This window comes from Pseudomonas sp. B13(2017) (genome assembly GCF_002113245.1).
Taxonomy (GTDB): domain Bacteria; phylum Pseudomonadota; class Gammaproteobacteria; order Pseudomonadales; family Pseudomonadaceae; genus Aquipseudomonas; species Aquipseudomonas putida_Z.
On the sequence record NZ_NEJX01000019.1, the window covers coordinates 20,122 to 32,807 of the forward strand.

Here is a 12,686-nt window from a genome sequence, read left to right on the forward strand (position 1 = left end):
TGTTGCAGCCAGGAAGGCTGCAACACCCGGCCGCATTACCTTCCGCCAAGTGTTACCAGGGATTTCCAATGCCAGCGACGCGTCGTCTTGATCTGCCAGCGGTAGAGCGCGCACTGTGTGAGGTGCAGGCCCGCTTTGCCGAGCTCAGCCAGCATTTCACCGAACCGCGGGACCCATTCACCGACGAGGTGCTGCTGAATGTGGTTGAAGGCTATGCCCTGATTGACGACTATGTCGCCCGGGGTGTCGACCTTTTCGACCTGCAGCAGCTGAACCTGATGCTGGAGATCAATGCCACCGTGCTGTGCGGCAGCGACCCGGCACGCAGGCTGGAATTTGCCCCGCACCTGGCGGCGACCGAGGCGCACTTTTTCAATAATGTGGAGGGCGGCATCAAGGACCTCTACAACTGGTATTGCTCGTATGGCAGCGACTCGATCTGGAAGCGTGCGGCGGGTGTCTACGTTCGAATTCTGAGCAAGCCGCAGCTGTTCATCGAAGGCAACAACCGCACAGGGTCGCTCATTGTCAGCTACTTGCTGATGCGCGCGGGGCTACCACCATTCGTGCTGTCGCTGGACAACGCCGAGGGTTACTTCAACCCGTCCTCGGTCATACGCAACTCCGCCAAGCATGGGGTCAAGGCTTTGTACGAACTACCCAAGATCAAGAAAAAGTATGCAGCTTTCCTTGAAGCGCACGCGCCCGAGCCCGGCAAGTTCTTCCTCGGCGGCACATCCATGCCTGCGCGCGAGAGGTGCCGCTGATGCAAAGCCCTTCTCTGTTCCAGCGCGGGCGGCAAGCCCTCGAGCGCACGTTCAATCGCCCGCAGGTACGCATTTCGTTCGATATCGACGACACGCTCGCCTGCCAGGCCGACCACGCCGCCGCCGAGCACAGCAAGCTGCCGGCGTTCGTCCACCGCTGGTTGGGTGAACCCCTGCGCAGTGGCACGCGCTCGCTGATCCGCGACCTGCGCCGCCAGGGTTGCAGCATCTGGATCTACACCTCGTCGGGGCGCACGCCGTCCTACATCCGCCGTTGGTTGATGCTCTACGGTATCCGCGTCGATGGCGTGGTCAACAGTGACCGGCACCAGCATATCCTGGCCGTGAACGGGCTTGAGAATGCGCCCTCGAAGTTGCCGTCGGCCTTCGATATCGACCTGCATGTCGATGATTCCGAGGGCGTGCGGCTGGAAGGCGTCGACCACGGGTTTCGCGTGGTGGTGGTGTGCCCCAAGGATGAGAACTGGGCGCAGAAAGTGATGGATGCGGCAATCGATGTCCAGGCACAGCTGGCCTGGCAGCAACCGCACCGCTATGAAATGCCGGTACGGCAGCGTTCGCAGGCCCTCGCTTCCTGAGGGCTTCAAGGTACTTTTCTGGTTACGCCTCTTCGCTACTTGTTGCCCCCCACCTCCATTCGCGGCTTCCCATTTTCAGCTTCGGCTTGACTCGTGAAATTTTTCATGTAATTTTTCATGAAAAATAACTCTAAAAATTTCACGGCAGTCTCAAACGATGAAGATGCACGAAGAGGTTGAAGCCCTCGCGATCCTTATTCACGACCTGCGCAAATTCAAGAACCTGACCCTGGGCGAACTGGCCGAGCGCATTAACCGCTCGGTCGGCTTCCTGTCCCAGGTCGAGCGCGGTGTTTCGCGCCCTACCGTGGCCGACCTCACCGCCATCAGTGAAGCGCTCGGCGTATCCACCGCGTACTTCTACAACCTGAGCAAGCCGCGCAGCGTCAGCTGGGTCACGCGCCCCCACGAGCGGCGCACGCTGTACCTCGAGTCGGGCATCACCGATGTGCTGGCTTCGCCCACCATCGGCGGCGCGTTCTCCATGCTCGACAGCCATCTCGAGCCAGGCGCCAGCAGTGGCGAGCTGTACCTGACTGACCGTTCCGAGCAGGGCTGTTTCGTGCTCGAAGGCGAACTCACGGTCTGGCTGGACCACGGCGACGCCGTGACCCTGCAGGCCAACGACTGCTTCCAGCTGCACCCCCACGCGCAGTTCCGTTACGCCAACCTGACGGAAAAAACCACCCGCGTGCTCTGGGTCTTCAACTGAATTCGTTCACCTCACAAGGACAAGAAGATGAGTGTCGTCTTTCCGGATCTGCTGACTGAAGTGCGCTCGTTCCGAGCGCAGCACCCAGAAATACGTTATGTCGACCTGATTGCGCTGGATATTCCCGGGCACTTCTACGGCAAGCGCTACCCCATGGACATGCTGGAAAAAGTCGCAGCCGGCGCGCCGCTGAAGTTGCCGCAGAACTGCGTGCTGCTGGGCACCCAGGGTGGCCTCTACCCGATCGGTGACTACTGCTTCGCCGACGGCGACCCGGATGCCGCCCGCCGCCTGGTGCCGGGTACCCTCAAGCCGGTGCGCTGGGAAAAGGAACCGATCGCGCAGATGCTCATCACCTCCGACGGCACTGCCAAGCCCATCGAGTTCGAGCCCCGTGAAGTGCTGGCCCGGGTGATCCAGCGCCTGGCCAGGCGCGGCATTCGCCCGGTGGTGGCCTTCGAGCTGGAGTTCTACCTGTTCGACCGCAAGCTCGACAACGGCCTGCCACAGTACCCACGCGACAAGGCGACCGACGACCACGACGACCAGCCGAACATGCACATCGAGCGGCTGTCGCGTTTCGCACCGGTGCTGCACGAGATGGTCGATGGCGCCAACGAGCAGGGCGTTCCGGCGAACGTCATCACCGCGGAGCTGGGCCCAGGCCAGTTCGAGATCAACTTCTCGCACAGCGACGATGCGATGAGCGCTGCGGACTGGTCGGCGCTGTTCTGCCGCAGTACCCGCGGTATCGCGATGAAGCACGGCTACCGAGCCAGCTTCATGAGCAAGCCGTACCTCGACGCGCCGGGCAGCGGCATGCATGTGCATGTCAGCCTGTACGACAACGCCGGCAACAACATCCTGGCCGGCGATGACCAGCGCAAGCTGCGCCATGCGGTGGCAGGGTGCCTGGAGCTGCTGCCGCATTGCATGCCGATCTTCGCCCCCAACCACAATGCCTACCGCCGTTACGGCGCCATGGTCAACGCGGCGAGCAAGGCCAGCTGGGGTTTCGAAGATCGCGATGCGTGTATTCGCATCCCCGAGTCCGACCCGCGCAACCTGCGCATCGAACACCGCCTCGCCGGTGCCGATGCCAACCCGTACCTGGTGCTGGCGGCCATCCTGACCGGGATGGAGCATGGCCTGGAACGTGGCGTCGAGCCCATTGCCCCGCTGAACGACAACCGCCAGAGCGGCATCGAGTTCCCCAAGGATGCCTTCAGTGCCCTGGCGGCCATGCGTCACCACCCGGAGGTGAACGAGGGCCTGGGCAGTGAATTCGTGATGGTCTACTGCGAAAACAAATACCAGGAGCAACTGGACTTCATGCGCCACATCGATGCCCGCGAATACCGCTGGTTCCTGTAGGTGCCGGGGTTGGGGCAGCGCCGCTGCGCCCTGCCTTTCTACCGTTTCAATACAACGCGCAATATGGATTTGCCGGAGGAAGATATGCCACGTGTGCCCGTTATCGGCATTACCGCATGCACCAGCATGATCGAGCTGCATGCAACCCAGACCATCAGCGAGAAGTACGCGCGCGCGGCGGCCAAGGCAGCGTGCGGGCTGCCCATCGTGATACCCAGCCTCGCAGACCTGATGGACAGCGCCGATATTCTCGACGTGGTGGATGGGCTGATCTTCACCGGTTCGCCGTCCAACATCGAACCGTTGCACTACAACGGCCCGGCCAGTGCAGCGGGCACCCATCACGACCCGCTGCGTGATGCCACCACCTTGCCGCTGATGCGTGCGGCCATCGCCGCCGGTGTGCCGGTGCTCGGCATCTGCCGTGGCTTCCAGGAAATGAACGTGGCGCTGGGCGGCACCCTGCACCAGAAGGTGCATGAGACCGGCATGTTCATGGACCACCGCGAAAGCAAGGGTGAGCCCATCGAAAAACAATACGGCCCGCGTCACGCCCTGCATATAGAACCCGGCGGCATGCTCGACCGCATGGGCTTGCCGGCGGTCATCGAGGTCAATTCCATCCACGGCCAGGGCATCGATGTACTGGCCCCCGGGCTGAGGGTGGAGGCGCTGGCACCCGATGGCCTGGTGGAAGCGATTTCGGTCGAGAACAGCAAGGGTTTTGCCCTGGCCGTGCAATGGCACCCCGAGTACCAGGTCATGGACAACCCACATTACCTGACCATCTTCCAGTCCTTTGGCAAGGCCTGCCGGCATCGCTCGGTATTGCGCCAGATGCTGTTGAAGTCCGCCTGACAGCGATCTTTCCCAATTACAAAAAAGTACCTGCGTGGCACGGCTGCGCAACTTGATGGAGTGAAGTCAATGAGTGAGCAGAATTCCCAGACCCTCGCCTGGCAAGCCATGAGCCGCGACCACCACCTGGCCCCGTTCAGCGATGTTCGGCAACTGGCCGAGAAAGGCCCGCGCATCATCACCTCGGCCAAGGGTGTGTACCTCTGGGACAGTGAAGGCCACAAGATTCTCGATGGCATGGCGGGCCTGTGGTGCGTGGCGGTGGGCTATGGGCGCGATGAGCTGGCCGACGTCGCCAGCCAGCAGATGAAGCAGTTGCCGTACTACAACCTGTTTTTCCAGACCGCGCACCCGCCAGCGCTGGAACTGGCCAAGGCGATCGCCGATGTGGCCCCGCAAGGCATGGACCATGTGTTCTTCACCGGCTCCGGCTCCGAAGGCAACGATACCGTGCTGCGTATGGTCCGCCATTACTGGGCGCTCAAGGGCCAGAAGAGCAAGAAGGTCATCATCGGCCGCATCAACGGTTACCACGGCTCCACCGTGGCCGGCGCGGGCCTGGGCGGCATGAGCGGCATGCACCAGCAGGGCGGGTTGATCCCGGATATCGTGCATATCCCGCAGCCGTACTGGTATGGCGAAGGCGGCGACATGACCGAGGCCGACTTCGGCGTGTGGGCGGCCGAACAGCTGGAGAAGAAGATCCTCGAAGTTGGCGTGGACAACGTTGCCGCCTTCATCGCCGAACCGATCCAGGGCGCTGGCGGGGTGATCATTCCACCGCAGACCTACTGGCCGAAGGTGAAGGAGATCCTGGCCAGGTACGACATCCTCTTCGTCGCTGACGAAGTGATCTGCGGCTTCGGCCGTACAGGCGAGTGGTTCGGTAGCGACTACTACGACCTCAAGCCCGACCTGATGACCATCGCCAAGGGCCTTACCTCCGGCTATATCCCCATGGGCGGCGTGATCGTGCGAGATGAAGTGGCCAAAGTCATCAGCGAAGGCGGCGACTTCAACCACGGTTTCACCTATTCCGGCCATCCGGTGGCGGCTGCGGTGGGCCTGGAGAACCTGCGGATACTGCGTGATGAAAAGATCATCGAGCAGGTGCACGACAAGACCGCTCCGTACTTGCAACAGCGCCTGCGCGAGCTGGCCGACCACCCGCTGGTAGGCGAGGTACGCGGCCTGGGCATGCTCGGCGCGATCGAGCTGGTGAAGGACAAGGCCACCCGTGCGCGTCATGAAGGCAAAGGTGTCGGCATGATCTGTCGCCAGCATTGCTTCGACAACGGGCTGATCATGCGTGCCGTGGGCGACACCATGATCATCGCGCCGCCGCTGGTTATCAGCATCGAGGAGATCGACGAACTGGTGGAGAAGGCCCGCAAGTGCCTGGACTTGACGTACGAGGCTGTTCGGTAAGGGAAGAGCCCAGGGACTGGTGCCAGTCAGTTGAGTAGTTTGGGGCCGCTTTGCGACCCTTAGCGGGCACGCCCGCTCCCACAGGTCTGGCGCCGGGTTCAGGAGAAGCGCGATCCCTGTGGGAGCGGGCGTGCCCGCGAAGGGCTGCAAAGCAGCCCCAAGATCGCCATGAAGCATCTTGCTTTGTGAAATGAATCATGTACTTTTCAGGGCATCAATTTTCCCATCCGAAAGTCGCGATTCAACCATGAAAGTGCACGAAGAGATCGAAGGCCTGGCCGTACTGATTCGCGACCTGCGCAAGTTCAAGGGCCTGACACTGGGCGAGCTGGCGCAGCGCATCGGCCGTTCGGTGGGCTTTCTGTCCCAGGTCGAACGGGGCGTATCCCGCCCAACCGTGGCCGACCTCACGGCTATCAGCGAAGAGCTCGGCGTCTCCACGGCCTATTTCTACAAGCTGGACCAGCCGCGCGAGCTCGAGTGGGTCACCCGCCCTCACGAGCGTCGTACCCTTCACCTGGCCGGTGGCATCACCGATGTGCTGGCATCCCCCACCATAACGGGCGCGTTCTCCATGCTCGACAGCCACCTGGAGCCTGGGGCCAGCAGTGGCGAGGAGTACCTGGACGACAGCTCGGAGCAGGGCTGCTTCGTGCTCGAAGGCGAACTGACCGTATGGCTGGATGGCGGCGAGCCGGTAACGCTGCGCGCCAGTGACAGTTTTCAGCTGCAACCCCACGCAAGCTTTCGTTACGCCAACCTCACCGACAAGCCCACCCGCGTGCTCTGGGTGTTCAGCTGAAGGGCGGTAGTAGGCCCGACGCCTACTACGGGTTACGCCAGAAGTCTTGCCTCTGGGCGTAACCCGGTCCTGGGCCGGAATCATCACGCCCCGCGCGCTGGCCCAAAGCACCTGGCAGCCCCCTCCAAGGCAGCGTTCCTGGCTGTTTGCCAGCTTCTGATAATCGCCTCCGACATCCCGTCCCCGTTTCGGAGCGCGCCATGTACAACAATAAGAAACTGTCCCCACGCTTGCTGGCGGCTGTTACCGTCAGCCTCTCGACCCTTTGCCTGAGCAGCCTCGCCCGGGCCGAGATCATGCTGTACGACAAGGACCAGACGACGTTTTCCACCGACGGCTATATCAACGCCTTCTACGTCAACAGCGATGTCGACCGGCAGGGCGAGCAGTTCGATCGCCGCCAGTCACGGGTGAAGATGGGCTTTCTGCCCAACTACCTGGGCTTCAACATGGGCAAGCAAGTGGATGACCTGAAGCTCGGCGCGCGTGCCTCGTTCTGGGTGACCATCAACGACAGCGAAACCAACGGCACCGACACCGCCATCGATGTGCGCCAGTTCTACGGCACCGTGGCCAACCCCGAGTGGGGTGAGGTGCTGATCGGCAAGGACTTCGGGCTGTTCGCCCGTTCCAATATCCTGCTCGACGAACTGCTGGCCGGTTATGGCCAGGTCAGTGACACCCTGGGGCTGGTGGACGGCGGCGGGGTATCGTTCGGCAACATCGGTAGCGGCTACCCGTACCCGTTCCCCACGTCGCAGATCACCTACCGCACGCCAGTGATGGACGGCCTGCGGGTGGCGGTGGGCATCATGGACCCGGTGGACACCAACGACAGCAGCCCGACCGGCAAGGCCTACCAGGAAAACCCGCGTACCGAAAGCGAGATCACCTACCAGTTCGACCTGGGTGGGGCGCAGATCTACAGCTGGGTCAATGGCAGCTACCAGACCTCCGACAACACCGACCCGGCGGTGCAGTCGGTCACCTCCAAAGGCGTCGGCTACGGTGTGCAGGCGAAGATGGGGGGGCTGTCGCTGACCGGCTCGGGGTTCCAGGCCAAGGGCATCAACCCGTTCTTCACCAACAACGCTGGGGAGCCGACCTTGCGCAATGTCGACAGCGATGGCTACCTGCTGCAGGGTTCCTACAAGGTCGGCAAGAACCGGGTGGCGCTGTCCTATGGCAAGACCAAGGACGATGGCAACGGCGCGGTGGGCAGTGGTGCGGATTACGAGACCCGAGGCGTGGCGCTGTTCCATGACGTCAACGACAACCTCAAGCTGGTTGCCGAGTACAACCAGTTTTCCATCGACGGCCATGAAACCAGTGACCAGAACGAAGACACCGATACCTTTGCGGTGGGGGCGGTGTTGACCTGGTAAATTCCCGGGGCTGCTGTGCAGCCCATCGACGCGGTTCGTCGCCACGACAAGCCAGCTCCCACCTCGACCGCATCGACTTCAAGTCATGCGCAGTACCTGTGGGAGCTGGCTTGCCGGCGATGGGCCGCAAGGCGGCCCCAGATGGTGGTTTTTTACACCCATCGAACCGCCCACCCGCTACCCAAGTAGCATTCGTCCTCGATGACCGCCTTCGTACACTCATCACTCAGCCACCCCGCGCCGGAGACCACGATGCAGCAGGCTCACAACGACGGTGTGGTCAGCGCCATGTCCCAGGCAACCGACGCCCGGCAGGCAGCCCAGGAGCTGGCGGCGCAGTTGCTGCACCCGCACCTGGGCTTCGTGCTGTTCTTCTGCTCCGCCGAATACGACCTGCAAGCCTTGGGCGAAGCCCTGGAGCAGGGTTTTGGCGGCATCCGCCTGGTCGGTTGCACCAGCGCCGGCGAAATCACCCCACTGGGCTACGGCCGCAATTGCATAACGGCAGTCGGGTTCGATCATCGGCACTTTTCCATCGCCACCGAGCTGATCGATGAAATGGAGCGCTTCAGCCTGATCGACGCTCAGCAGATGGTCGAGCGCCTGGTCGGCACCTGCCGCAGCAATACCCTGGCGCCGATCAAGGGCCACAGCTTTGCCCTGACCCTGCTCGACGGCTTGTCCAGCCGCGAGGAGATGGTGCTCGCCGCCCTCAGTGCGGCCCTGGGCGACATCCCGCATTTCGGCGGGTCGGCCGGCGACGACAACTACCTGACCCGCACCCACGTGTATTTCGGCGGCGCGTTCCACCACGGCGCGGCGGTGGTGGTGCTGGTCAATACCTGGCTCGACTTCGAAGTGTTCACCACCCACCACATCCTGCCGCGCCAGGAAAAGCTGGTGGTCACCGGTGCCGACAGTGCACAGCGCCGGGTCTTCGAACTGAATGCCGAGCCTGCTGCCGAGGAATACGCCCGGCACATCGGCGTGCCGGTGGCCGAACTCGATCATCAAGTGTTCGCCGCCCATCCGCTGGCCGTGCGCATCCATGACCAGTATTACGTGCGGGCGATCCAGCAAGTGCACCCGGACCTGAGCCTGAGTTTCTACTGCGCGGTGGAGAACGGCATCGTGCTTACCGCCATGACCCCGGGCCCGCTGTTGCCGAACCTGCACCAGTTGTTCGACGGCTTGCAGCAGCGGCTCGGCCCGCTGCTGCTGACCATCGGTTGCGATTGCTTCCTGCGGCGGTTGGAACTCGAAGCCCGGCACGGCCTGGAGCCGATCGGCGCGTTCCTGCGCGAGCAGCGGGTGATCGGCTTCAACACCTACGGAGAACAGTTCAATGGCATGCACATCAACCAGACCTTCACCGGGGTCGCCATTGCCCGCAACCGGCCTCCTGTCGGTCGCTGAACTGCAGGCCGAGGTCGCCCGGCTGCAGCACCAGAACCACAAGCTGCAGCGTATCAACGGCGCACTGATCGAACGTATCGAGTCCGGCGTCACGCGTGGCAACGACCCTTATGCCGCGTTCCAGCATTCGGTGGTGCTGGCCGAACAGGTGCGCGAACGCACCGAAGCGCTGAACCAGGCCATGGCCGAGCTCAAGGCCGTCAACCACCTGCTCAGCGAGGCCCGGCAGCGTGCCGAGACGGCACACCAGCACCAGATTCGCCTGATCACCGACCATGTGCCGGCGCTGATCGCCTACCTGAATGCCGACCTGGTCTACGAATTCACCAACAAGGTCTATGAAGAATGGTACTGCTGGCCTCGCGGCGTGATGCTGGGCCAGAGCCTGCGCGAAGCCCACAGCGAGCAGCATTACCAGCGCCTGGAGGCCTACGTGGCGCGGGCGCTGGCGGGGGAGAGCGTAACCTTCGAGTTTGCCGAAACCAACATCAACGGCCAGGAACGCTACATGCTGCGCTCCTACGTGCCGAACCGCCTGGCCAATGGCGAAGTGGTGGGCATCTTCGTGTTGATCCGCGACATCACCGAGCGCCGTAATACCGCGCAGGCGCTGCACCAGGCGTATCAGCACCTGGAGCAACGGGTACGCGAGCGCACTGCCGAGCTGACCAGCCTCAACGAACAGCTGCTGCGCGAAATCGAGGAGCGCAGCCGGGTGGAATCGCGCCTGCGCGAGGCCAAGCGCGAGGCCGAACAGGCCAACCTGTCGAAAACCAAGTTCCTTGCCGCCGTCAGCCATGACCTGCTGCAGCCACTGAACGCGGCGCGGCTGTTCACCAGTGCCTTGCTCGAACACCGCGAGCCGCACAACAGTGCTCATCTGGTGCGTAATGTCAGCAACTCGCTGGAGGATGTGGAGAACCTGCTAGGTACCCTGGTGGATATTTCCAAGCTCGATGCCGGCGTGATCAAGGCCGATGTCGCCCCGTTCGCCCTGCGCGAACTGATGGACAACCTCGCTGCCGAATACGCCCAGGTGGCGCGCAGCGAAGGGCTTGAGCTGCATTTCGTGGGCTGTTCCGCCGTGGTGCGCAGTGACATTCAGCTGCTGGCGCGGATCCTGCGTAACCTGCTCAGCAATGCCATTCGCTACACCCGCAGCGGCCGCGTGGTGCTGGGCTGCCGGCGCCAGCGTGGCGGCTTGCGGATCGAGGTATGGGACAGTGGGATCGGTATCGCCGAAGAGCACCTGGAAGAAATGTTCCAGGAGTTCAGGCGCGGCGATGTGCAGCGCCCGGACCAGGACCGTGGCTTGGGCCTGGGCCTGGCGATCGTGGAAAAGATCGCCGGCATCCTCGGCCATCGGATTCGGGTGCGGTCATGGCTTGGCAAAGGCTCGGTATTCGCGGTCGAAGTGCCGGTGAGCGCCACTGCGCCAAAGGCCCAGCCGAGCCTGGCGATCAGCGAGCCGATGCTCGAGCGCCTGCGCGGGGCGCGGGTGTGGGTGCTGGATAACGATGCGGCGATTTGCGCCGGCATGCGCACCCTGCTGGAGGGGTGGGGTTGCCGGGTGGTCACCGCGTTGTCGGAGGAGGACCTGGCGCGCCAGGTGGACAACTACCATGCCGAGGCCGACCTGCTGATCGCCGACTACCACCTGGACAACGACTGCAATGGCGTCGACGCCGTGGCGCGGATCAATGCCCGCCGCGCCCAGCCCTTGCCGGCGATGATGATCACCGCCAACTACAGCAACGAGCTCAAGCAACAGATCCGCGAGCTGGGCCACACCCTGATGCACAAGCCGGTGCGGCCGATGAAGCTGAAGGCGGCGATGAGCCATTTGCTGGGCAGCCAGGGCTAGCCGCGATGCCAGACAGTCAGTGGTATTGGGGCTGCTGCGCAGCCCATCGCCGGCAAGCCGGCTCCCACAGGTGCTGCGCAGGACTCGAGAGTTGCGCAGTACCTGTGGGAGCTGGCTTGCCGGCGATGGGCCGCAAGGCGGCCCCAGATAGCGGTATCAACGCCGCAGGTAATCACCGAAATCGATATCACCGGCACTGAGGATGGCCTGCACCCGGTTGTGCACGTTGAGTTTGCGCAGGATCGCCGAAACATGGGCCTTGACCGTGGTCTCGGCGATATCCAGGGTGTAGGCGATCTGCTTGTTCGACTCGCCCTTGGTCATGCGCTCGAGCACCAGCAGCTGCTTGCGGGTCAGGGCCTGGAGCATCTCCGGCGGGAAGCTCGGGGCATCGTTCAGGCGCCGGCTGGTGCTGCTTTTCTGGGCACGGATGATGTCGGGCGGCAGGTAGACATTGCCGTTGAGGATCTGCTCGATCGCCTCGATCATCTGTGAGCGTGGCGAGGACTTGGTGATGAAACCCACCGCGCCATAAGTGATGGCCTGCAGCACGATCTGCTTTTCCTGCTCGGCCGAGACGATCACCACCGGCGTGGTCGGTGCCTCGTTGCGCAGGGTGATCAGGCCATTGAGGCCATGCATGCCGGGCATGTTCAGGTCGAGCAGGATCAGGTCGAGGTCGTCGTGCTCGTGGGTCAGCGCCAGGGCGCTGTCCAGGTCGGCAGTTTCCATGACTTCGCTGCCCTGGAAGCCGTCGCTGATAACGTTGTGGATGGCTTCGCGAAACAGGGGGTGATCGTCGGCAATCAGAATTTTGTACATGGCCTTTTCACCTCGTTTTTATTGGATGGAGCGGGCACGCGTTTGCAGGCGATGAATTCAGGGGAAGGGCTCTGGCTGCGCCGGCTGCAGCGGCAGGTTGGCCTGCTGCCAGGCGTCCAGGCCGTCGCGGTACCAATACAGATTCTTATAGCCCAGGGCTTTCGCGCGTTTTACCGCGTTCCAGCTTAACCAGCAATCGGAGCGGCAGTAAAAGACCAGCGGTTGCTCCGTGCGCCCGGCGGTGGCTTGTTGCAGGTTGCGCACGAAGTAATCGTCCCACGCCGGGCTCAGCTCACCGTCGCCGGTGTTGGCCAGCCAGCGGCTGCCGGGGATGTTGGCGTGGGGTTCATCTTCGATGAAGCGGCCTTGCAGCCATTGGCGGCGGTAGACGTCGATCAGTACCGGCCTTGGGGTATGCCCCAGCAGGGCTTGCAGGGTGGCAGTGTCGATGACCTGGCCGCCCTCGACCTGCTGTGGGGTCGGGCTGCGGTAGAGGGTGGTGCGATAGCCGTCGGCGGAGAATAGCGGCGTGGTGTCGGCCTGGGCAATGCCCAGCGTCAGGCTCAGGGAAAGCGCCGCCAATAATGGGCTCGGCAGCCGGGGCAGGGCACGTGGCATGGGGTTTGTCCTTTTTGTTATAGGCCCATTACATGCCAGTG

The 12,686-nt window shown here is 63.0% G+C and carries 12 protein-coding genes; 10 read left to right on the forward strand and 2 right to left on the reverse strand.

Features of this window, described 5'->3' with window-relative positions; translation table 11 throughout:
• Positions 1–68 precede the first annotated feature (68 nt).
• The 10 genes from CAG44_RS21705 to CAG44_RS21750 all read left to right on the forward strand — a co-directional run bounded on the left by CAG44_RS21705 (position 69) and on the right by CAG44_RS21750 (position 11,205).
• The gene (locus tag CAG44_RS21705; RefSeq protein WP_085692961.1) at positions 69–767 is read left to right on the forward strand and encodes a hypothetical protein; all 699 of its coding nucleotides are present in this window, start codon (positions 69–71) and stop codon (positions 765–767) included.
• Positions 767–1,366, forward strand: coding sequence for a hypothetical protein (locus tag CAG44_RS21710; protein WP_085692962.1), 600 nt, complete (start codon positions 767–769; stop codon positions 1,364–1,366). Before CAG44_RS21705 ends, CAG44_RS21710 begins: the two co-directional genes overlap by 1 nt.
• 157 nt (positions 1,367–1,523) lie before the next feature.
• Positions 1,524–2,078 carry a helix-turn-helix domain-containing protein gene (locus tag CAG44_RS21715; protein ID WP_013972148.1) on the forward strand — a complete coding sequence of 185 codons (555 nt, stop codon included), beginning with the start codon at positions 1,524–1,526 and terminating at the stop codon, positions 2,076–2,078.
• A 27-nt stretch (positions 2,079–2,105) separates the two neighbouring features.
• Positions 2,106–3,452, forward strand: a complete 1,347-nt coding sequence (locus CAG44_RS21720; RefSeq protein ID WP_061550788.1) for a glutamine synthetase family protein — start codon at positions 2,106–2,108, stop codon at positions 3,450–3,452.
• Between the two features lie 84 nt (positions 3,453–3,536).
• Positions 3,537–4,310: a gamma-glutamyl-gamma-aminobutyrate hydrolase family protein gene (locus tag CAG44_RS21725; protein WP_085692963.1), complete on the forward strand. Its 774-nt coding sequence runs from the start codon at positions 3,537–3,539 to the stop codon at positions 4,308–4,310.
• A 69-nt stretch (positions 4,311–4,379) separates the two neighbouring features.
• Positions 4,380–5,738: an aspartate aminotransferase family protein gene (locus CAG44_RS21730; RefSeq protein ID WP_085692964.1), complete on the forward strand. Its 1,359-nt coding sequence runs from the start codon at positions 4,380–4,382 to the stop codon at positions 5,736–5,738.
• Between the two features lie 247 nt (positions 5,739–5,985).
• Positions 5,986–6,540: a helix-turn-helix domain-containing protein gene (locus CAG44_RS21735; RefSeq protein WP_025339569.1), complete on the forward strand. Its 555-nt coding sequence runs from the start codon at positions 5,986–5,988 to the stop codon at positions 6,538–6,540.
• A gap of 200 nt (positions 6,541–6,740) precedes the next feature.
• Positions 6,741–7,925 (forward strand): porin, encoded by a 1,185-nt coding sequence (locus CAG44_RS21740; protein ID WP_085588073.1) that lies wholly within the window; start codon positions 6,741–6,743, stop codon positions 7,923–7,925.
• Positions 7,926–8,177: 252 nt separating this feature from the next.
• Entirely contained in the window at positions 8,178–9,341 is a 1,164-nt protein-coding gene (gene nosP / locus CAG44_RS21745; RefSeq protein ID WP_025339567.1) for a nitric oxide-sensing protein NosP, read from the forward strand.
• Positions 9,310–11,205 (forward strand): NahK/ErcS family hybrid sensor histidine kinase/response regulator, encoded by a 1,896-nt coding sequence (locus CAG44_RS21750; RefSeq protein ID WP_085588075.1) that lies wholly within the window; start codon positions 9,310–9,312, stop codon positions 11,203–11,205. The genes nosP and CAG44_RS21750 overlap by 32 nt, the downstream gene beginning before the upstream one ends.
• A gap of 156 nt (positions 11,206–11,361) precedes the next feature.
• Here CAG44_RS21750 and CAG44_RS21755 read toward each other — a convergent pair whose 3' ends face one another.
• Positions 11,362–12,027, reverse strand: coding sequence for a response regulator transcription factor (locus tag CAG44_RS21755; protein ID WP_013972165.1), 666 nt, complete (start codon positions 12,025–12,027; stop codon positions 11,362–11,364).
• Between the two features lie 57 nt (positions 12,028–12,084).
• Entirely contained in the window at positions 12,085–12,645 is a 561-nt protein-coding gene (locus CAG44_RS21760; RefSeq protein ID WP_085692965.1) for a PQQ-dependent catabolism-associated CXXCW motif protein, read from the reverse strand.
• Between the last annotated feature and the right edge of the window lie 41 nt (positions 12,646–12,686).